The following is a 21,005-nucleotide window of genomic DNA, read 5'->3' as shown; positions in this document are numbered from 1 at the left end:
CACGCGACGAGGGTGGACCGCAGCGCGCGGGCCACCCTCGGAGCGAAGATTGCGGTGGCGGTTACTCCGCCGGAACGATGTTGACGACCTTGCGACCCCGACGGGTGCCGAACTCCACGGCGCCCGCGGTGAGCGCGAACAGAGTGTCGTCACCGCCACGGCCGACGTTCAAACCGGGGTGGAAGTGGGTGCCGCGCTGCCGGACGATGATCTCGCCGGCGTTGACGACCTGGCCACCGAAGCGCTTGACGCCGAGGCGCTGCGCGTTGGAGTCGCGACCGTTGCGCGTGGACGACGCGCCCTTCTTGTGTGCCATGACGCGTGCCCCTACTTCCCGGTGGTGATGCCGGTGACCTTCACCTGGGTCAGCTTCGAGCGGTGACCCTGGCGGACGCGGTGCCCCGACTTGTTCTTGTAGTGCAGGATCTCGATCTTCGGGCCCTTGGTGTGGGCGACCACCTCGGCGGTGACCTTCACCTTCGCCAGGGCAGCGGCGTCGCTGGTGACGGACGAACCGTCCACCAGCAGCACGGCCGGAAGCTCCAGCGTGGAACCGGGCTCGCCGCTGACACGGTCGAGCTCGACGACGTCGCCGGTGGCGACCTTCTCCTGACGGCCGCCGGCGCGGACGATCGCGTACACCGCGGGCTCACTCTCTGTGGATCGAAACACGACAACTGCAACTGCTGTGGAACTGCTCGGTGGGCGCGCGCGAGACCATGACGCGCAGCGCCGACGGGTCAGGCTACCTGAGCCGGAGACCTCGCCTCAAACCGAGGCCCGGGCCGGGGTTCGGGCCGGGGTTCATGCCGTCACCGGTTCCGGTGCCTTCACCGGCGAGGACGCCCGGCGACGGCGCCGAGCCGGCTTCGCCTCGGGCTCCTCCTCGACCGCGGCATCCGGGTCGTCCGGCGAGGCGGTCACGGTGGACGGACCGGTCTCCTCCGGCGTCTGCGCGGCCGCGTCGGCGGCTCCTGCGGCCGCCGCCTCGTCGACGTCGGTGCTGGTCAGCGCGGGGGCGTCCTCGACGACCGCGTCCGCCTCGGTCTCCGCCTCGAGGGCGAGGGCCTCGTCGGGGAGGTCGGTCGACTCGGTCGGAGCGGCCGCGTCGGCGTCGCTGCGACCCCGGCCGCCCCGGCGACGCCGGGAGCGGCCCGAGGCCGCCGGGGCGTCCGCGTCGGCGGGACCGCGCTGAGCCGGCGGGCCGGGCTTCGGGACCGCCGCCGCCCGGTCGGGCTGCTCGGTCCGCACGACGATGCCGCGGCCGTTGCAGTGCTCACAGCTGTGGGAGAACGCCTCGAGCAGGCCCTGCCCGATCTTCTTGCGCGTCATCTGGACCAGGCCGAGCGAGGTGACCTCGGCGACCTGGTGCTTGGTGCGGTCCCGGCCGAGGCACTCGACGAGGCGGCGCAGCACGAGCTCGCGGTTCGACTCCAGGACCATGTCGATGAAGTCGACGACGATGATCCCGCCGATGTCCCGCAGCCGGAGCTGGCGGACGATCTCCTCCGCCGCCTCCAGGTTGTTGCGGGTGACGGTCTCCTCGAGGTTGCCGCCCTGCCCGGTGAACTTGCCGGTGTTGACGTCGACGACCGTCATGGCCTCGGTCCGGTCGATCACCAGCGAACCGCCCGAGGGCAGCCACACCTTGCGGTCGAGGGCCTTCAGAATCTGCTCGTCGATGCGGTGCGCGGCGAACACGTCCTGCTCGGCCGTCCACTGCGAGACGCGGTCGCGCAGGTCGGGCGCGGCGCTGTCGACGTACTCCGAGACCTCGGTCCAGGCGGCGTCGCCGGCGACGACGAGCGAGGTGAAGTCCGAGTTGAAGATGTCGCGGACGACGCGGATCGTCAGGTCCGGCTCGCCGTGCAGCAGCGCGGGCGCCGACGCCGACTTCGCCTTCTTCTGAATGGCCTCCCACTGCTTGGCCAGCCGCTCGACGTCCGCCGCGAGCTCGGCCTCGGACGCGCCCTCGGCCGCGGTGCGGATGATGACGCCCGCGTCCTCGGGGACGACCTTCTTCAGGATGGCCTTGAGCCGCGCCCGCTCGGTGTCGGGGAGCTTGCGGCTGATGCCGGTCATCGAGCCCTCGGGCACGTAGACCAGGTAGCGGCCGGGCAGCGAGATCTGGCTGGTCAGCCGGGCGCCCTTGTGGCCGACCGGGTCCTTGGTGACCTGCACGAGCACCGACTGGCCGGACTTGAGCGCGTGCTCGATCCGCTTCGGCTGGCCCTCCAGGCCCTCGAAGTTGACCTCGCCCGCGTACAGAACGGCGTTGCGGCCCTTGCCGATGTCGACGAACGCCGCCTCCATCGAGGGCAGGACGTTCTGCACCCGGCCCAGGAAGACGTCGCCCATCAGCGAGGACGACTCGCGCTTGTTCACGTAGTGCTCGACGAGGACGCCGTCCTCCAGCACCGCGATCTGCGTGCGCTCCTTGCCCTGCCGGACGACCATGACGCGCTCGACCGACTCGCGCCGGGCCAGGAACTCGGCCTCGGTGATGATCGGCACGCGGCGACGACCGGCCTCGCGGCCCTCACGGCGGCGCTGCTTCTTGGCCTCGAGTCGCGTGGAGCCGCGCACCGAGGTGACCTCGTCGTCGCTGCTGCTCCCCCGCGACCGCTCGCGGGTGCGGGTACGTGCGGCGGTCGGCTCGGCGTCGTCGGACCCCCCGCCCTCGCCGTCCCCACCGCGGCGACGCCGGCGCCGACGGCGGCGCGAGGTGCCCTCGCCGGTCTCGTCGCCGTTGTCCTCGCCGTCACCGGTGGTGGTGTCGTCCTCGGCGCGCTCGTCGTCGGAGGAGTCCGCGTCGGCCTCGTCGTCGTTGGCGTCGGACGCCTCGCCCGCCCGGCCACCGCGACCGCGGCGGCCGCGACCGCCCCGGCGACGCCGGCGCCGGGTCGGGCCGGTGCCCTCGTCGTCGTCGTCATCGTCGTCGGAGCCCGCCTCGGCGAGCGCCTCCTCGACGGAGTCCGCGTCGATCGACAGACCCTCGCCGATCAGGTCCTCGACGTTCTCGACCACGGCGTCGAGCGCCTCGTCGGCGTCGCTCGCCTTGCGGCGGGACCGCCGGCGCGGGGGCGGCACGACCTCGGGATCGGGCGCCTGGAACAGCACGACGGGCGGCGGGACCGGTGCGCCGGATGCGTCGGCGTCCGCGGCGGCCTCGGCATCCTCGTCGGGAACCTCAGCCTCGACCTCAACCTCAGCTTCAACCTCGACCGCAGCGTCCGCCGTCGGCTCCTCGACGACCGGCTCCGGCTCGGGTGCGGGTTCGGCGGGGACGGCCTTCTTGCGGGTCCGGCGGGCCTTGGGCTTCTCCTCGGCGACCGGCTCCGCGGCGGCGGCCTCGGCGGTCGGCTCGGCGGTGGGCTCGGGCGCCGGCTCGGCCGGGACGGCCTTCTTGCGGGTCCGGCGGACCTTGGGCTTCTCCTCCGCGGCCGGCTCCGCCGCAGCCTCGGCGACCGGCGCGGTCTCGGCGACCGGTGCGGTCTCGGCGACCGGGGGCCCGGCGGGGCGGGCGGCGGCCCGACGGCGCCGGGGCGCGGTCGAGGTCTCGGTGGTGGTGCTGTCCTGAGCGGCGGCGTCGGTGTCGACGGTGCCGGTCGGCTCGTTCTCGAGCATCCGGTTGTCTCTGTTTCCGGTCACCGGGCGCGCCTGCGCTGGTCGGCGTAGGTGCGTCGCGCAGCGACCTAAGTCTGGGTTGGTCCGTCGCGCCGGTGTGGCGGCAGCGTCCGGACGGGCGGGTCGAACAAAACCTGGATGGTTCCGACGGCGTGACGATCAGCCGGGTGTTGCAGGGGCCAGCGGGTCGTGCACCTCGGCGGAATCAGCACCGAGCAGGCCCTGCGCCAGCCTCGTCACCCTGGGTGACTGCAGCGGCCGCAGGTCGGCAACTCGGGCGAGTCCCGCGAGGACGTCATCGGGTCGGACAGCGGGTGTGACGTGCCGTACGACCACGTCGAGTATCGCACAGGGGGCGTCGTTCGTCCCGTCGCGCCACTCGGCCCCGCGGACCGCGGCTGCGACGACGGCGGCCCGGGCGTCGAAGGTGCGGGGTCCGTTCTTGGTGGTGCGGGTCACCTCGACGACCTCGGTCGCGAGGAACGCGGCGAGCGCCTTCTCGGCCTCGACCTCGGTGACGCCGGGCAGCTCGATGGCCCACCGCGAGGCCTGGAGCAGGTCGGCCAGGGCCCCGGGCGGGGCCTCGACGACCTGCAGGATGTCCAGCCCGTCGGGCAGGGCGGCGTTCAGCTCGGCCTGCAGCTGCGCCGGGTCGCGGACCTCCGCGAGGCCGATCTCCAGGTACTCGGCGTCACTGGCGACGCCGGTCGGCGCGGCGTTGGCGTACGAGACCTTGGGGTGCGGGGTGAAGCCGGCCGAGTACGCCATCGGCACCCGGGCCCGGCGCAGGGCCCGCTCGAACGCGCGCGCGAAGTCGCGGTGGCTGGTGAAGCGCAGACGGCCCCGTTTGGCGTAACGGATGCGCAGCCGCTGGACGGTGGGCGGGGGCGGCGGCCCCTCGGGCTTGCGGGCCACTCAGGTTCCTGCCTGCACGGCGCCCGACCCGACGCCCGACCCGACGCCCGACCCGACGACGGACAGCGGGAGCAGCGTCCGCCCCGTCGGCCCGACCTCGATGGCCGTGCCGAGGGTGTTGCAGACGCCGCAGTCGAAGCACGGCGTCCAGCGGCAGTCCTCCACGTCGGCGGCGGAGGTCGGGTCCTCCGCCGCGGCGAGGGCCTCCTGCCAGTCGTCCCAGAGCCAGTCCTTGTCCAGCCCGGAGTCCAGGTGGTCCCAGGGCAGGATCTCGTCGAAGTCGCGCTCGCGGGTCGTGTACCAGGCGACGTCGACGCCGGTGCCGGCCAGCGCCGAGTCCGCGCAGCGCATCCAGCGGTCGAACGAGAAGTGCTCGCTCCAGCCGTCGAAGCGGCCGCCGTCGCGCCACACGGCCTCGATGACCGCGCCGACGCGCCGGTCGCCGCGGGAGAGCAGTCCTTCGACGATGCCGGGCTTGCCGTCGTGGTACCGGAAGCCGATGGCCCGGCCGTACCGCTTGTCCTCGCGGACGGTGTCGCGGAGCTTCTTCAGCCGCGCGTCGGTGGTCTCGTGGTCGAGCTGGGCCGCCCACTGGAACGGCGTGTGCGGCTTCGGCACGAACCCGCCGATCGAGACCGTGCAGCGGATGTCCCGCGAGTTCGAGGCGTCACGCCCGGCCTGGATGACCTTCTTCGCGAGCTCGGCGATCTGCAGGACGTCCTCGTCGGTCTCCGTCGGGAGCCCGCACATGAAGTAGAGCTTCACCTGCCGCCAGCCGTGCGCGTACGCGGTGGTGACGGTGCGGATCAGGTCCTCCTCGGTGACCATTTTGTTGATCACCTTGCGCATGCGCTCGGACCCGCCCTCGGGGGCGAAGGTCAACCCGGAGCGGCGGCCGTTGCGCGTGAGCTCCTCGGCGAGCGTCACATTGAACGCGTCGACGCGGGTACTCGGCAGCGACAGCGAGATCTTGTCCGCCTCGTAGCGGTCGGCCAGGCCCTTCGCGACCTCGCCGATCTCGGAGTGATCGGCGCTGGAGAGCGAGAGCAGCCCGACCTCCTCGAAGCCGGTGTTCTCCAGGCCGGCCTGGACCATCGCGCCGATCGTCGTGATCGAGCGCTCGCGCACCGGGCGCGTGATCATGCCCGCCTGGCAGAAGCGGCAGCCGCGGGTGCAGCCGCGGAAGATCTCGACGCTGAAGCGCTCGTGCACGGTCTCGGCCAGCGGCACCAGCAGCTTGCGCGGGTACGGCCAGGAGTCCAGGTCGGAGACCGTGTGCTTGCGGACCCGGCGCGGCACGTCCGGGTGGTTGGGCTCGACGCTCGCGATCGCCCCGTCGGGGCCGTAGGTGACGTCGTAGAAGCGCGGGACGTAGACGCCGCCGGACACCGCGAGGCGCAGCAGCAGCTCGTCGCGGCCGCCGGGCGAGCCCTCGCCCTTCCACTCGCGGACGACCTCGGTGATCGCGCCGACGACCTCCTCGCCGTCGCCGAGGACGGCGGCGTCGAGGAAGTCCGCGATCGGCTCCGGGTTGAACGCGGCGTGCCCGCCGGCGATCACCACCGGGTGGGTCTCGTCGCGGTCGCGGGCGAAGATGGGGATCCCCGCGAGGTCGAGGGCGTTGAGCAGGTTCGTGTAGCCGAGCTCGGTCGAGAAGCTGACGCCGAACAGGTCGAACGCGCCGACCGGGCGGTGGGCGTCGACGGTGAACTGCGGGACGCCGTGCTCACGCATCAGCGCCTCGAGGTCCGGCCACACCGCGTAGGTGCGCTCGGCGAGAACGCCGTCCTTCTCGTTGAGCACCTCGTAGAGGATCTGCACGCCCTGGTTGGGCAGGCCGACCTCGTACGCGTCCGGGTACATCAGGCACCAGCGGACCTCGGCGGCGTCCCAGTCCTTGACCGTGGAGTTGAGCTCACCGCCGATGTACTGGATCGGCTTCTGCACCCGGGGCAGCAGGGCCTCCAGGCGGGGGAAGATCGACTCGACGGGCATGGGTCCAGGGTAGGGGCTCGCCGGCGGTGTGACTCACGTCATAACCGGGGGGTGACACCCCTTGTCGATTTCGCCGCCGACCGTTCGTGGACAGAGTGAGAGCCGGCCACGAGGTCGGCCCGCACACCCAGAGGAGCTCGCCATGACGCAGTACCTGTTCTCCGTCATCCACGACTGGAGCGAGATGCCGGAGCCCGACGTGATGGAGCAGATGTTCGCCGACGTCGACGCCTTCAACAAGAAGGTCACCGAGGCCGGCCACTGGGTCTTCGGCGGCGGTCTCTGTCCGCCCGAGACGGCCACCGTCGTGAACAACGTCGACGGCAAGGTCACCACGACCGACGGCCCCTACGTCGAGACCAAGGAGATGCTCGGCGGGTTCTGGATCCTCGAGCTGCCCGACCTCGACGCCGCGCTGGCACTGGCCGCGGAGGCCTCGGTGGCGTGCCGCAACCCGATCGAGGTCCGGCCGTTCCAGGCCGAGCCCGAGGCGTGATCCCGGACCCGATCGCCGAGGTCTTCCGCACCGAGTACGGCCGCTGCGTCTCGACGCTCACCCGCGTCCTCGGCGACATCTCGCTCGCCGAGGACGCGGTGGCCGACGCGTTCACCGTCGCGGTCGCGCAGTGGGACCCGAACGACCTCCCGCCCAACCCGGGCGGGTGGATCACCACCACCGCGCGCCGCCGCGCCATCGACCGACTGCGCCGCGAGTCGACGCGGGAGGCCCGGCACGCCGAGGCCCTTCTGCTGCAGGGCGACGACGACCCGTTCAGCACGGCCGAGGAGGTGGGACCGGTGCGCGACGACCGCCTGCGGATGCTGTTCACCTGCTGCCACCCGGCCCTCGCCCCCGACGCCCGCGTCGCCCTGACGCTCCGTCTGCTCGGCGGGCTGGAGACGCCCGACGTGGCGCGTGCGTTCCTCGTCGCCGAACCGACGCTCGCGCAGCGGATCGTCCGCGCCAAGAAGAAGATCAAGGACGCGAACATCCCCTACCGGGTGCCGCGGGACGCGGACCTGCCCGAGCGCCTCTCCGGCGTGCTCGCGGTGATCTACCTGATCTACAACGCCGGTCACTCCTCCCCGAGCGGACCGACCCTGCAGCGCGTCGAGCTGTGCGACGAGGGCGTCCGGCTCGCGCGGCTCGTCGTCGAACTGATGCCCGACGAGCCCGAGGCGGTCGGACTGCTGGCGCTGCTGCTCCTGCTGGAGTCGCGGCGTCCGGCCCGCACCGCGGCCGACGGTTCGCTGGTGCTGCTCGCCGACCAGGATCGCTCGCGCTGGCTGCGCGACCTGATAGCTGAGGGGCAGTCACTCGTCCGCGCGTGCCTGCGCCGCAACGCCCCCGGGCCGTACCAGATCCAGGCCGCGATCAACGCCGTGCACGCCGACTCCGTCGACGGCTCCCCCACCGACTGGCGGCAGATCGTCGCGCTCTACGACCAGCTGATGGCGATTGCCCCCACGCCCGTCGTCGCCCTCAACCGCGCGGTCGCGCTCGCCGAGCTCGACGGCCCCACCGTCGCCCTCGCCGAGATCGAACGCCTCGACCTCGCGAGCTACCAGCCGTACTGGGTCGCCCGCGCCGAGCTCCTGGTCCGCGCCGACCGGCCCGCCGAAGCCGCCGTGGCGTTCGACCGCGCCCTCGCCCTCACCGACAACGCCGTCGAGCACGCGCACCTGTCGCAGCGCCGCGCCGCCCTCTGAGGCGCCCCACCCCGTCCGCTTCACCAGCCGCACCCCCGCTTCGCCAGCCGGCCCGGGCTGTGAGGCAGGGACTCAGCCGGTGAAGCGCGCGGGGCGGCGAGTGAAGGCGCGCCGCCGCGGAGTCACGGACGCAACGGATAGCGTCTGCGCTCGTGGACTGGGGTGACGCGAGCCGCGATCTCGTGGTGCACGCGGACAACCTCGAGGTGCTGCCGCGAATCCCGGACGGGGCGTTCACGACGATCTACCTCGACCCGCCGTTCAACACCGGTCGGTCGCAGAAGCGGGAGCGGCTGCGGACGGTGCGGTCGACCGAGGGGAAGCGGATCGGCTTCGGCGGGCACACGTACGAGCAGATCGTCACCGGACTGATGGCGTACGACGACACGTTCGCCGACTACTGGTCGTTCCTGTTCCCGCGGCTGGAGCACGCGTGGCGGCTGCTCGCCGAGGACGGGACGCTGTACCTGCACCTGGACTACCGCGAGGTCCACTACGCGAAGGTGGCGCTGGACGCGCTGTTCGGCCGGGAGTGCTTTCTCAACGAGATCATCTGGGCCTACGACTACGGGGCCCGCACCACGAAGAAGTGGCCGGCGAAGCACGACACGATCCTCGTCTACGTCAAGGATCCGAAGCGCTACCACTTCGACTCCGCCGAGGTGGACCGCGAGCCGTACATGGCGCCCGGTCTGGTGACGCCGGAGAAGGCCGCGCGGGGCAAGCTGCCGACCGACGTCTGGTGGCACACGATCGTCTCCCCCACCGGCAAGGAGAAGACCGGCTACCCGACGCAGAAGCCGGAGGGCATCCTGCGCCGGATGATCGCCGCCTCCTCCCGCCCCGGCGACCGGGTCGCGGACTTCTTCGCCGGCTCAGGCACCCTCGGCGCCGTCGCCCAGACCCTCGGTCGCCGGTTCGTCTGCATCGACGCCAGCGCCGACGCCGTCGATGTCATGCGCAAGCGCCTCGGCGACGGCCCCACCTACGTCGCCCTCCCTCACCCCGTGGGGTAGGCGAGGCGCGCGGCGGCGGAGCTGTTGGCGGAGATGTTCAGCAACAACCCGACGGCGGCGAAGTTCGCGAGCATCGCGGTCCCGCCGTAGGACAGGAACGGCAGCGGGAGGCCGGTGATCGGCATCAGGCCGAGCGTCATGCCGATGTTCTCGAAGGCCTGGAAGCCGAACCAGCAGACGACCGCGGCGGCCACCAGGGTGCCGAACAGGTCGGGGGCGCGACGGGCGATCAGGCACCCGCGCCAGACGACGAGCGCGAACAGCAGGACGATCGCGCCGGCGCCGATCAGGCCGGTCTCCTCGCCCGCGACGGTGAAGATGAAGTCGGTGTGCTGCTCGGGCACGAACTTGCCGCCGGTCTGCGTGCCCTGGAACAGGCCGGTGCCGGTCAGGCCGCCGGAGCCGATCGCGATCCGCGCCTGGTTGGCGTTGTAACCGACACCGCTCGGGTCGAGGTTCGGGTTGGCGAAGGCGGCGAAGCGGGCGACCTGGTACTCGCTGAGCAGGTTCGCCTGCACGACGACGACGGCGCCGATCACCGCAGTGACCGCGAGTCCGACGATCCACCGCGCGGGGACGGCGGCGACGACCAAAACGCCGGCGAGGATCGCGACCAGCACCATGATCGAGCCGAGGTCGGGCTGCAGCGCGACGAGCGCGATCGGCACCGCGGCGAGCCCGCAGGCGAGGAACACCTCGAGGTGGGTGAAGCCGGTGCCCGTGCCCTCGCGGCGTTCGGCGAGCACCAGTGCGAGCCCGAGGCAGAGCGCGACCTTGGCGAACTCCACCGGCTGGATCGAGATGCCCGCGATGTTCAACCACGAGTGCGATCCGTTGACCGTCGCCCCCAGCGGAGAGAGCAGCAGGGCGAGGCCGGCGATCGCCAGCAGGTACACCAGCGGCGCGTACATGCGCAGGCGGCGGTAGTCGCCGAGGGCGATCACGGCCGCGAGGCCGAGACCGAGCACGATCGAGACCAGGTGCCGCACGACCGAGGACGTCGGGTCGTCGCCGGCGGCCTGCAGGCGCGGCCGTGTCGCGGAGAACACGAGCACCGAACCGGCGGCGCAGAGCGCGAGCACCGCGGCGGCGAGGACGAGGTCGTGCCCGGTCCGACGTTCGGGCGCGGGACGTCCGGGTAGCCGGACGGTGCCCCGTGCGTGCGGGATCAGCAGCGCCATCACTCGCCCCCGTCCTGCTCCTCGACCCGGCCCGGGAGGGCGGGCGGGAGCCCGTTCGGCCAGACGGCCGCGCGATCGACACCGAGCATCGCGGACAGGACGGCGCGGACGCCGGGCCCGGAGGTCCCCGAGCCGGTGCCGCCCTGAGACACCGTCATGACCGCGACGTAGCGGGACCGGTCGCCCTCCGGGCCGGCGAAGCCGACGAACCAGGAGGTCGGGTCCTCGCCGAAGCGCTCGGCGGTTCCGGTCTTGGCCCCGGCGGGCATCTCGACCAGCGGCCAGCCGGCGAAGACCCCGGCGGCGGTGCCGTTGCGGGCGGTGCCCTCCAGCGCCGCGAGCAGGTACTTGAGGACCTTGGGCGCGACGTCGACCTTGCCGTCGGAGACCGGGGAGAAGGTGCGGACGACGTCCCCGTCCGGCGTGAGCTCGGCCTGGGCGACGCGGGGTCGCCACAGCGTCCCGCCGTTCGCGATCGCGGCGTACACGCGCGCCATCTGCAGCGGCGTCGTCATCGTGTCGCCCTGGCCGATCGAGAAGTTCACGGCGTCGCCGGCCCGCCACTTGGCGCCGTCGATGCAGTTCTCCCGGTCGAGCTGGTGCAGGAAGGCGGCGCGGGCGGCGTCGTCGCCGTAGACGGCGGCGCGGTCGGTGTTCGCGGCCTCGGCCCGCCCGCACGTCGCCTCGCGGGTCTGTTCCCAGTACGACTGCTTGAACTCGCGCGAGGCGATCCGGCCGCCGATCTCACCGGGCAGGTCGATACCCGTCGGGCGACCGAGGCCGAAGATCTCCGCCATCCGCTGCATCGGGTCGGCCGGGTCGGCGACGGGCTTCTCCCCGCCGTCGCGCAGCCACATCTCGTGCGCGATCTTGTAGAAGACGGTGTCGCAGGAGACCTCGAGCGCGCGCGCCAGCGTGATGTATCCGTGCGCCTGCGACTCGTAGTTCTTGAACGTCTGGTTCCCGACCGTGTACGAGCTCGGGCACGGATAGGTCTTGTTGAGGTCGTAGCCGGCCTTCGCCGCGGCGGCGGTGGAGATCACCTTGAACAGCGAGCCGGGCGGGTCCGCCGCGGCGTAGGGCCGCGCGAGCAACGGGGTGCCGGCCTTGTCCGAGACGAGCCGCGCGTAGGTCTTCGCGTCGATGCCGCCGACCCAGTCGGACAGGTTGAACGTCGGCGCGCCCGCCATCGCGACGACGGCGCCGTTGGTCGAGTCGAGGACGACGATCGCGCCGGAGTCCGCCGCGTACTTCCGGCCGCGGTAGTCCGGCACCGTCCGGGCCCGCTCGATGCCCTCGGCCAGCGCACGCTCGGCGATCGCCTGGACCTTGGCGTCGATCGAGGTGAGCAGGTTGTTGCCCGGCCGCGGTGCCGCCGCCTCGACGGTGCTCAGGACGTGGCCGAGGTGATCCACCGTCACGCGGGTGACGCCAGGCGCCCCACGCAGCAGGGAGTCGTACTGCTTCTCCAGGCCGGCACGCCCGACGAGGTTGGCGGCGCCGAGCCGCGGGTCGCGCAGTCCCGCCTCCTTCTGGGCGGCGACGTCCTTCTCGTCAGCCGGCTGCAGGTACCCGAGGACGTGGGCGAGGTTGGCCTTGCCCTCCTGCGGATAGTTGCGGACGCTCACCGAGATCGCCTCGACGCCGGGGAACCGCTCGCGGAACTCGAGGACCTGCATCGCGACCCGGGAGTCGACGTCGACGGCGACCGGCACGGGCTGGTAGGGCGAGCCGTTCCAGCAGGGCGCGGTCACGCCGGGCCCGCAGGGGCGGATCTGCGCGCGCAGGTCGTCGGCGCTGGTGCCGAGGACGCGACCGAGACGGGCGAGCACCGCCCCGCCCCGGTCCGGCTGCCGCGAGAGCGCCGTGCGGTCGACGGTGATCTGGAGCTGGGTGCGGTTCTGGACCAGCGGACGGCCGGCATCGTCGAGGATCAGCCCACGCGGTGCGGGCGTCACGACCTCGCGGATGGTGTTGGCGTCGGCCGCCGCGGCGTACGCGTCGGAGTCGACCGACTGCAAGTACGCCAGCCGGCCCGCGAGCAGGACCATCAGCGAGAGCCCGATCCCCTGCAGCACACGGACGCGGCGCCCGGTGCGCGCCACGCCCTCGCTCACCGGACCCCCAGCGGCACCCGGGCCAGCGGCATCTCGGCCGGGATCGGCGCCGGCCGGCGACGCCGGGACAGCGGCAGGACGACCACCGCGAGCAGGAGGGTCGAGAGCGCGACCGACGGCAGCGTCGCGAGCGCGTGCAGCACCCCGGCGCGCGGGTCACCGAGCAACTGGCCGACGAGCGTGAACAGCAGGGGCGCGAGCGCGGCGGCGACTCCCCCGACGGCGATGCTGAGCAGCGTCGACTCGGCGACGTCCGCGGCGAGGAATCCGACGACCGCGCCGAGCAGACAGAGCACGAACGCCCACTGCCCCACCGGGTGGTCGGCGGGCGGGAGCAGGTCGAGCACCAGTCCGACGCCGAAGCCGGCGACGCCACCGGCCCGCGGTCCGCCGCGCAGCGCCACCGCCAGCACGGCCAACGCGGCCAGTTGCGGCTGCCCCGCGCCGGGCCACTCGAGCCGCGCGATCAGCGAGACCTGGGTCAGGGCGACGAGCAGACCGAGCAGACCGAGGCCGGTCAGCCGGAGCGCTCGCGCCGTCGCCGGGCTCACCGCTTCTCCTGAGGGGCAGTCGGCTGAGGGACGGTCACGATGCCGACCACGTCGAGCGCGGAGAGCTCGGCGTACGGGCGGACGAACGCCACCGGGGCCGGGCCGCCAGCACCCTGGATGTCGACGATCTCGCCGATCGGGATGCCGGCCGGGTAGGGCGCCCCACCGGGCGAGCCGAACGTCCGGACGTCCTGGCCGACCGCGAGGCGGGCGTTGGGGTTGAAGAGCCGAAGCCGCAGCAGGTCGCCGCCGGTGCCGTCGAGCGAACCGATCTGACCGGTGTCGGTCACCCGGACCCCGACCGTGACGATCGGGTCCGCGAGCAGGAGCACGGTGGAGGTCTTCTCGGTGACGGACAGGACCCGGCCGGCCAGGCCGGACGCGTTGAGCACCGCGGAGTCCACGACCACGCCGTGCGTGCTGCCGCGGTCGATCACGACCGTCCAGGAGTAGCCGTCGATCGCGTTCAGGGCGATGACGTGACCCGTCGTCAGGTTCGTTCCGGTCGCCGCGGCGATGTCGGCGAGCGCCTCGGACCGGTCGGCGTAGGTCCCCCGGGCGAGCGCGTCGCGGAGCTGGGCCTGGAGGGCGACGTTCTGCGCCGAGAGCTCCTCGATGCGCCGCGCGTCGGCGTTCGCCCCACCGAAAGCGCCCGCCACCCGGACGACGGGGTCGGTCACGGTCGTGGCGGCAGCCTGCAGCGGGCTCAGCACCGTCGCGGCGGCGCTGCGCACGGGATGCAGCGGCGACGACCCGTCTCCCGCCTGCGCGTCGATGCTGGCGAGGGCGAATGCCCCCACCAGCAGCGCGCCGAGCGTGACACGCGTCGCCGCGGTGTCGCGGACCATGAGCGACCTCGCGTCAGAAGCGGTGCTGGTACGGGTTGTGCGGTGCCATCACGGCCTGCAGCGCCTCGAACTCGTCCACACACTTGCCGGCGCCGAGCGCGACGCAGTCCAGCGGGTCGGACGCGATGACGACCGGCATCCCGGTCTCGTCCGACAGTCGCTGGTCCAGACCCCGCAGGAGCGCACCGCCGCCGGTGAGCATGATTCCCCGCTCCATGATGTCGGCGGCGAGCTCGGGCGGGCACGAGTCGAGCGTGTTGCGGACGGCGTCGATGATCGCCTGCACGGGCTCGGCGATCGCGTCGCGGACGTCCTCCGAGGAGACGACGATCGTCTTCGGCAGCCCGGTCACGAGGTCACGCCCACGGATCTCGGCGACCTCGGGGTTCGCCAGCGGCACGGCCGCGGCGAGCGTCATCTTGATCTCCTCGGCCGACCGCTCCCCGAGCATCAGCGAGTAGACCTTCTTGACGTGGTTGATGATCGCCTCGTCGAACTCGTCACCGGCGGTGCGGATCGACTGGGCGTTCACGATGCCGCCGAGGGAGATGATCGCGACCTCGGTCGTGCCGCCGCCGATGTCGACGACCATGCTGCCGGTCGCCTCGGCCACCGGGAGCCCGGCGCCGATCGCGGCCGCCATCGGCTCCTCGACGATGTGGACCTGGCGGGCACCGGCCTGGCTGGCGGCCTCGATGACCGCGCGGCGCTCGACGCCGGTGATGCCCGAGGGCACGCACACGACGACGCGCGGTTTCGCGAAGTAGCGCCGGCGGTGCACCTTCTGGATGAAGTAGCGGAGCATCCGCTCGGTGATCTCGAAGTCCGCGATGACGCCGTCGCGCAGCGGCCGGACGGCGACGACGTGCGCCGGGGTGCGGCCGATCATCTGCTTGGCCTCGGAGCCGACGGCGACGACCGCGCCCGTCATCGTGTTGATCGCGACGACGGACGGCTCGTTGAGCACGATGCCGCGGCCGCGGACGTAGACGAGCGTGTTCGCGGTGCCGAGGTCGACGCCGATGTCGCGGCCGACGAACTTGCTCATCGGCGAGGCCAGGGAGAACCCGCCGAGCGGGTTCCGCGCCGGGGTGGCCGGCCGGGGAGCCGGGACCTTCGCCTCCGGGGCGTCGTCGATGACGATCGTGCGTTCCGGGGCCAGTCCCGTCCCGGTGGGCGGTGTCTCGAGTGTGGTCATCAGACGAGCCTCCGGGGCGAGAGTGACGGGTGTGACAGGTGTGAAGCTATACCCCGTGTGAGGCGACGATAGCCATGCTCCGGTCAAGATCACGGCAGCGACGCGCGACGGCGCGGCGCTTCACAGCCACCCTTTCGGCGGCTGCCCGTTATGGCCCGGTTCGCCCCCCGCTTCCGGGCCCCATCCGGCCCGTCACCTGCGGGAACACCGGGCCGGGCCGGGGCACAAAAAAAGACCGGCCGCTCGTCGGACGAGCGGCCGGTCGGACAGTGCTGTGAGCGGGACCTCAGAGCTCCGGGAACCAGAGCGCGATCTCGCGGGCGGCGGACTCGGGGCTGTCCGAGGCGTGGATCAGGTTCTCCTGGTTGGACAGGGAGAAGTCGCCGCGGACGGTGCCGGGGGCGGCCTTGCGGCCGTCGGTCGCGCCGACGATGCCGCGGACGACGGTGATCGCCTCGTCGCCGGAGAGGATCAGGGCGACCAGCGGGCCGGAGGTGATGAACTCGCGGAGCTCGGGGTACCAGCCCTTCTCGACGTGCTCGGCGTAGTGCTGGTCGGCGAGCTGCTTGTCGACGGTCTGGAGCTTCATCGCCTCGATCGTGAAGCCCTTGGCCTCGAAGCGGGACAGGATCTGGCCCACCAGGCCGCGGCGCACGCCGTCCGGCTTGACGAGGACGAGGGTCTTCTCGGACACGCGGAACTCCTAGGCAAATGCGATTCGACAGTGCGCGGAACGCGGCGAGCCTATCCGCCGCCGCCCGGGTAGCCCTCGGCGACCATCCGCCCGATCCGGAGGGCGGCGATCCACAGCCCCCCGAAGATCAGGCCGAGGATCACCATCGCGGGGACGATCACCGCGGTGAGGAGCACGAGGACCTGCACGGCCCAACCGACCGGGATCCCGGCCGGCGACCGCAGCAGCCCGGTCGCGAGGACACACCCGAGCGCGAGCCCGCCCCCGACCGCGAGCGCAGCGCCCGAGGAGACGTCGTCGGACATCCGCGAGGCCACCAGCGCCCCGAAGAAGACGACCAGGCCCTCGAAGATCAGCACCACCGAGCACAGCCGGCGGGTCATCTTGATCCGCGAGGCCTCGGTCAGGCCGCGAGGCTCGTACTCGCCGCTCACGGCTGAGCCCTGGACCGCGCGCCCTGCGACGGAGTGCCCTTGAGCAGCTGCCGCGCCGCCCCGGCGAGCACCACCGACCCGGTGACGAGCACGCCGAGGCCCCCGAGGTCGTCCGCGCCGTCCTCGGCGAGGGCCACGGCGGCCTCGATCGCGTCGTCGAGCCGCGGGACGACCTCGACCCGGTCCTCGCCGAAGATCTCGACGGCCTGGGCCGCGAGCGCGTCGGCGTCCATGGACCGCGGGCCGGGGACCGTCGTGATGACGACCTCGGCCAGCACGGGTTCGAACGCGGCGAGGATCCCGCGGGCATCCTTGTCGGACAGGACGCCGAGGACGCCGATCAGCCGGGTGAAGCCGAAGTCGGTGCCGACCGCGGCGGCGGTCGCCTCCGCGCCGTGCGGGTTGTGCGCCGCGTCGAGGACGATCGTCGGCGAGCGGCGGACGACCTCCAGCCGTCCCGGCGAGCGGACGTCGGCGAAGCCGGTCCGCAGGACGTCGACGTCGAGCTCCCCGCGGCCCCCACCGAGGAACGCCTCGACGGCGGCGAGCGCGCAGGCCGCGTTGTGCGCCTGGTGCTCGCCGATCAGCGGCAGGAACAGCTCCTCGTACAGACCGCCGAGACCCTGGATCGCCAGCACCTGCCCGCCGACCGCGCCGAGTCGCCCGCGCAGCCCGAACTCCAGCCCCTCGCGCGCGACGGTGGCCTCGACCTCGGCCGCGCGGCGCAGCACGATCTCTGCGACCTCGACCGGCTGCTGGGCGAGGACGGCGAAGGCGTTGGCCTTGACGATCCCGGCCTTCTCCCCCGCGATGCCGGCGAGCGTGTCGCCGAGGTAGTTCACGTGGTCGATCGCGACCGGCATGACGACCGCGACCTGACCGTCCGCCACATTCGTGGCGTCCCAGGCGCCGCCCATGCCGACCTCGACGATCGCGACGTCGACCGGCGCCTCGGCGAACGCGGCGTAGGCAAGACCGACCATCACCTCGAAGTACGAGAGCCGCGGACCGCCCTCGGACTCCGACGTGGCGTCGACGAGGTCGAGGTAGGGCGCGACGTCGCGGTAGGTCTCGACGAAGCGCTCGGAATCGATCGGCTCACCGTCGAAGCAGATCCGCTCCCGCAGCGTCTCCAGATGCGGACTGGTGAACAGCCCGGTGCGCAGACCGAACCCGCGCAGCAGCGACTCGATCATCCGCGCCGTGCTGGTCTTGCCGTTGGTCCCGGTGATGTGGATGACCGGGTACGCGGTCTGCGGGTCACCGAGCAGGTCGGTCAGCGCTCGGATCCGGTCCAGGCTCGGTTCGAGCTTCGACTCCGGCCACCGGGTGAGCAGCGCCGCCTCGATCTCGGCGACGCTCAGCTCCCCTGCGGGCGAGGTCACGACGCGGGCAGGGCGTCGAGCTGACCCTGGATACGGGCGACGTCCGCCTCGGCGTTCTCCTTACGGCCGCGGATCTTCGCGATGACCGGCTCGGGCGCCTTCGCGAGGAAGTCGGCGTTGGCGAGCTTCGCGTCGGCCGCCTCGATCTCCTTGCGCGCGGCCGCGAGGTCCTTCTCGAGCCGGGCACGCTCGGCCGCGACGTCGATCGCGCCGGAGAGGTCCAGCTCGACGACCGCACCCTTGCGCTCGAGCGTCGCGCCAGCGGTGAAGCCGTCCTCGGGCTCGGTGAGGCGGGTCAGCGCGCGCACCTGGTCGGCGTGCTCGGCCAGACCCGGGACGCTCCCGTCGCAGGTGATGCGCGCGGCCACCTTCTTCGACGGCGGGACACCCTGGTCGGACCGGAAGCGGCGGATCTCGGTGACGAGGTCCTGCACCGCGGAGATCTGGGCCTCGGCGTCGGCGTCGGCGCAGGAGGCGTCCGCGGTCGGCCACGGGGCGATGACGATCGACTCGCCACCGGTCAGCGTCGTCCAGAGCTGCTCGGTGACGAACGGGATCACCGGGTGCAGCAGCTTGAGCAGGACGTCGAGGGTGTGGCCGAGCACCGCGCGGGTGGTCTCCGCCTCCGCCCCGCCTCGCGCGAGCGGGGCCTTGGCGAGCTCGAGGTACCAGTCGCAGAACTCGTCCCACACCAGGTGGTAGAGCGCCTCGGTGGCCTTGGCGAACTCGTAGTCCTCGTAGAACGCGTCGACCTCGGCCACGGTGGCGTGCAGCCGCGAGAGCATCCACCGGTCGGCCGGCGAGAGCTGCTCACGCGGCGGCACGGCGGTTGCGACGGTGGCGCCGTTGATCAACGCGAACCGGGTCGCGTTCCAGAGCTTGTTGCAGAAGTTGCGCGAGCCGGCAACCCAGTCCTCACCGATGGGCGCATCGGTGCCGGGGTTGGCCCCGCGGGCCAGGGTGAAGCGCAGCGCGTCGGAGCCGTAGGCGTCCATCCAGTCGAGCGGGTCCACGGCGTTGCCGAAGGACTTGCTCATCTTCTTGCCGAACTGGTCGCGCACCATGCCGTGCAGGCCGATGGTGTGGAACGGGATGTCGCGACCTGACGGGGCGTCATCCTTCATCGCGTACAGTCCGAACATCATCATCCGGGCGACCCAGAAGAAGAGGATGTCGTAGCCCGTGTACAGCACGGAGTTCGGATAGAACTTCGCGAGCTCCGGCGTGCGCTCCGGCCAGCCGAGGGTGGAGAACGGCCACAGGCCGGAGGAGAACCAGGTGTCGAGGACGTCCTCGTCCTGGGTCCAGCCCTCGCCGCTCGGCGGCTCCTCGTCGGGTCCGACGCAGACGACCTCGCCGTTCGGGCCGTACCAGACCGGGATCCGGTGGCCCCACCACAGCTGGCGAGAGATGCACCAGTCGTGCATGTTGTCGACCCACGCGAACCAGCGCGGCTCGAGCTCCTGGGGGTGGATCTTCACGCGGCCGTCGCGGACGGCGTCGCCGGCGGCCTGAGCCAGCGGGCCGACGTTGACGAACCACTGCAGGCTCAGGCGCGGCTCGACCACGGTCTTGCAGCGCGAGCAGTGCCCGACCGAGTGCAGGTACGGCCGCTTCTCCGCGACGATGCGGCCCTCGGCGCGCAGCGCGGCGACGACGGCCGGGCGGGCCTCGAAGCGGTCCATGCCCTGGAAGGGGCCGTGCGCGGTGACGGCCGCGGCCTCGTCCATGATCGTGATCGAGGGCAGGTTGTGCCGCTGCCCGATCGCGAAGTCGTTCGGGTCGTGCGCCGGCGTCACCTTGACGGCGCCGGTGCCGAACTCGGGGTCGACGTGCTCGTCGGCGACGATCGGGATCTGACGCCCGGTCAAGGGCAGCTCGACGGTCGTGCCGATCAGGTGCCGGTACCGCTCGTCGTCGGGGTGCACGGCCACCGCGGTGTCACCGAGCATCGTCTCGGCGCGGGTGGTGGCCACGACGATCGAGGCGTCCCCGTCGCCGTAGCGGATCGAGACGAGCTCGCCCGGGTCCTCCTGGTGCTCGACCTCGATGTCCGAGAGCGCGGTCCGGCAGCGTGGGCACCAGTTGATGATGCGCTCGGCGCGGTAGATCAGCTCGTCGTCGTAGAGCCGCTTGAACATCGTCTGGACGGCCTTGGACAGGCCCTCGTCCATCGTGAAGCGCTCCCGCTCCCAGGCGACGCCGTCGCCGAGGCGCTTCATCTGGCCCAGGATCTTGCCGCCGGACTCGGCCTTCCACTCCCAGACCTTCTCCACGAACGCCTCGCGGCCGAGGTCGTGGCGGGAGATGCCCTCCTTGGCCAGCTCGCGCTCGACGACGTTCTGGGTCGCGATGCCGGCGTGGTCCATGCCGGGCAGCCACAGGGCCTCGTAGCCCTGCATCCGGCGGCGGCGCACCAGGGCGTCGATGAGCGTGTGCTCGAACGCGTGACCGAGGTGCAGCGACCCGGTCACGTTCGGCGGCGGGATGACGATGCAGTACGCGGGCTTGTCCGAGTTCGCGTCGACCTCGAAGTACCGCGCGTCCACCCACCGCTGGTACAGCGGCCCCTCTACCTCCGCCGGCGTGTAGCGGGTCGGGAGGTCAGCGGCAGCGCGGGTGGTCTGGTCAGTCACGCGCGGAAGTCTACGGAGCGGGAGCCGCGCGGTCCGAACCGATATCCCCAGGCAGGATGGGGTGCGTGACCACGCTCGACTATTCACCCGCCGCCACCCGGACCGATCTGCTCGCCCCGTCCGTCGCCGCCGCCGTCGCCGCCTGGGCCGGGAGCACCCCCGTCGAGGAGATCCGGGTCGCCGAGATCGACCCCGAGCTCGCCGACACGGCGGCGTTCTGCGCCGCCTACGACGAGCCCCTGGCCGAGTCCGCGAACTGCGTCGTGGTCCACGGCCGCCGCGGCGAGACCGTGACCCCCGTCGCCTGCCTCGTCCTCGCGACCACCCGGGCCGACGTCAACGGGCTGGTCCGCAAGCATGTGAACGCCCGGAAGGCCTCCTTCGCCCCGATGGAGGAGGCCGTCGCCGACACCGGGATGGAGTACGGCGGGATCACCCCGCTCGGCCTCCCGGAGTCCTACGTCCTCCTCGTCGACCCCGCCGTGGTCGCGAGCCCCCGCGTCGTCATCGGCAGCGGGCTGCGCCGGTCGAAGATCTGCCTCCCCGGCTCCGCCGTCGCCGAGATCCCCGGCGCGACCGTCCTCCCCGGCCTCGGCCTCCCCGTCCCCTCCTGACGGCCACCGCCGTGTCAATAAAGGGGGCTCTCCTGACTGATCCGTGGGTCATCGGCCAGGCAGAGCGGGGCGGTGGCCGCCGAG

Annotated in this window: 18 protein-coding genes; 4 read left to right on the top strand and 14 right to left on the bottom strand. The window is 72.3% G+C overall.

Annotation, left to right across the window (positions count from 1 at the left end; genetic code table 11):
• Positions 1 to 61: 61 nt before the first annotated feature.
• From rpmA to ABD401_RS21550, 5 genes are all read right to left on the bottom strand, one after another.
• Entirely contained in the window at positions 62 to 316 is a 255-nt protein-coding gene (rpmA, locus tag ABD401_RS21570; RefSeq protein ID WP_344608633.1) for a 50S ribosomal protein L27, read from the bottom strand.
• Between the two features lie 11 nt (positions 317 to 327).
• Complete coding sequence (gene rplU, locus ABD401_RS21565; protein WP_344608631.1) at positions 328 to 642, bottom strand: 50S ribosomal protein L21; 315 nt, start codon at positions 640 to 642, stop codon at positions 328 to 330.
• A 162-nt stretch (positions 643 to 804) separates the two neighbouring features.
• Positions 805 to 3,651, bottom strand: coding sequence for an Rne/Rng family ribonuclease (locus ABD401_RS21560; protein WP_344608629.1), 2,847 nt, complete (start codon positions 3,649 to 3,651; stop codon positions 805 to 807).
• Between the two features lie 135 nt (positions 3,652 to 3,786).
• Positions 3,787 to 4,542 (bottom strand): TIGR03936 family radical SAM-associated protein, encoded by a 756-nt coding sequence (locus ABD401_RS21555; protein WP_344608627.1) that lies wholly within the window; start codon positions 4,540 to 4,542, stop codon positions 3,787 to 3,789.
• Entirely contained in the window at positions 4,543 to 6,537 is a 1,995-nt protein-coding gene (locus tag ABD401_RS21550; protein ID WP_344608625.1) for a TIGR03960 family B12-binding radical SAM protein, read from the bottom strand. It lies immediately after the preceding gene.
• Positions 6,538 to 6,721: 184 nt separating this feature from the next.
• Here ABD401_RS21550 and ABD401_RS21545 point away from each other — a divergent pair, with 184 nt between their 5' ends.
• From ABD401_RS21545 to ABD401_RS21535, 3 genes are all read left to right on the top strand, one after another.
• Positions 6,722 to 7,033, top strand: a complete 312-nt coding sequence (locus ABD401_RS21545) for a YciI family protein (protein ID WP_425566223.1) — start codon at positions 6,722 to 6,724, stop codon at positions 7,031 to 7,033.
• A complete protein-coding gene (locus tag ABD401_RS21540) occupies positions 7,030 to 8,247 on the top strand; it encodes an RNA polymerase sigma factor (protein ID WP_344608621.1) in 1,218 nt (405 codons plus the stop codon). Before ABD401_RS21545 ends, ABD401_RS21540 begins: the two co-directional genes overlap by 4 nt.
• 152 nt (positions 8,248 to 8,399) lie before the next feature.
• Entirely contained in the window at positions 8,400 to 9,263 is an 864-nt protein-coding gene (locus tag ABD401_RS21535) for a DNA-methyltransferase (RefSeq protein ID WP_344608619.1), read from the top strand.
• Here ABD401_RS21535 and rodA read toward each other — a convergent pair.
• From rodA to ABD401_RS21490, 9 genes are all read right to left on the bottom strand, one after another.
• On the bottom strand, positions 9,248 to 10,444 hold the full coding sequence (gene rodA, locus ABD401_RS21530; RefSeq protein ID WP_344608617.1) for a rod shape-determining protein RodA: 1,197 nt from the start codon (positions 10,442 to 10,444) through the stop codon (positions 9,248 to 9,250). The two genes, ABD401_RS21535 and rodA, sit on opposite strands and share 16 nt — an antisense overlap.
• Positions 10,444 to 12,561 (bottom strand): penicillin-binding protein 2, encoded by a 2,118-nt coding sequence (gene mrdA / locus ABD401_RS21525; RefSeq protein ID WP_344608615.1) that lies wholly within the window; start codon positions 12,559 to 12,561, stop codon positions 10,444 to 10,446. The genes rodA and mrdA overlap by 1 nt, the downstream gene beginning before the upstream one ends.
• The gene (gene mreD / locus ABD401_RS21520) at positions 12,558 to 13,112 is read right to left on the bottom strand and encodes a rod shape-determining protein MreD (protein WP_344608613.1); all 555 of its coding nucleotides are present in this window, start codon (positions 13,110 to 13,112) and stop codon (positions 12,558 to 12,560) included. The genes mrdA and mreD overlap by 4 nt, the downstream gene beginning before the upstream one ends.
• Positions 13,109 to 13,960 (bottom strand): rod shape-determining protein MreC, encoded by an 852-nt coding sequence (mreC, locus tag ABD401_RS21515; RefSeq protein WP_344608611.1) that lies wholly within the window; start codon positions 13,958 to 13,960, stop codon positions 13,109 to 13,111. Before mreC ends, mreD begins: the two co-directional genes overlap by 4 nt.
• A gap of 13 nt (positions 13,961 to 13,973) precedes the next feature.
• Positions 13,974 to 15,008 carry a rod shape-determining protein gene (locus ABD401_RS21510; protein ID WP_344608645.1) on the bottom strand — a complete coding sequence of 345 codons (1,035 nt, stop codon included), beginning with the start codon at positions 15,006 to 15,008 and terminating at the stop codon, positions 13,974 to 13,976.
• 436 nt (positions 15,009 to 15,444) lie between these two features.
• On the bottom strand, positions 15,445 to 15,852 hold the full coding sequence (gene ndk / locus ABD401_RS21505; RefSeq protein ID WP_344608609.1) for a nucleoside-diphosphate kinase: 408 nt from the start codon (positions 15,850 to 15,852) through the stop codon (positions 15,445 to 15,447).
• A gap of 50 nt (positions 15,853 to 15,902) precedes the next feature.
• Positions 15,903 to 16,286 carry a DUF4233 domain-containing protein gene (locus ABD401_RS21500; protein WP_344608607.1) on the bottom strand — a complete coding sequence of 128 codons (384 nt, stop codon included), beginning with the start codon at positions 16,284 to 16,286 and terminating at the stop codon, positions 15,903 to 15,905.
• Positions 16,283 to 17,671 (bottom strand): bifunctional folylpolyglutamate synthase/dihydrofolate synthase, encoded by a 1,389-nt coding sequence (locus tag ABD401_RS21495; RefSeq protein WP_344608605.1) that lies wholly within the window; start codon positions 17,669 to 17,671, stop codon positions 16,283 to 16,285. Before ABD401_RS21495 ends, ABD401_RS21500 begins: the two co-directional genes overlap by 4 nt.
• Positions 17,668 to 20,307: a valine--tRNA ligase gene (locus tag ABD401_RS21490; RefSeq protein WP_344608603.1), complete on the bottom strand. Its 2,640-nt coding sequence runs from the start codon at positions 20,305 to 20,307 to the stop codon at positions 17,668 to 17,670. Before ABD401_RS21490 ends, ABD401_RS21495 begins: the two co-directional genes overlap by 4 nt.
• Before the next feature lie 65 nt (positions 20,308 to 20,372).
• Here ABD401_RS21490 and ABD401_RS21485 point away from each other — a divergent pair, with 65 nt between their 5' ends.
• A complete protein-coding gene (locus ABD401_RS21485) occupies positions 20,373 to 20,921 on the top strand; it encodes a YbaK/EbsC family protein (protein ID WP_344608601.1) in 549 nt (182 codons plus the stop codon).
• Positions 20,922 to 21,005: the final 84 nt, after the last annotated feature.

The organism is Sporichthya brevicatena (assembly GCF_039525035.1).
Lineage (GTDB): Bacteria > Actinomycetota > Actinomycetes > Sporichthyales > Sporichthyaceae > Sporichthya > Sporichthya brevicatena.
The sequence above is the reverse complement of the archived record's forward strand: the minus strand, read 5'-3'. Positions and strand labels throughout refer to the sequence as shown.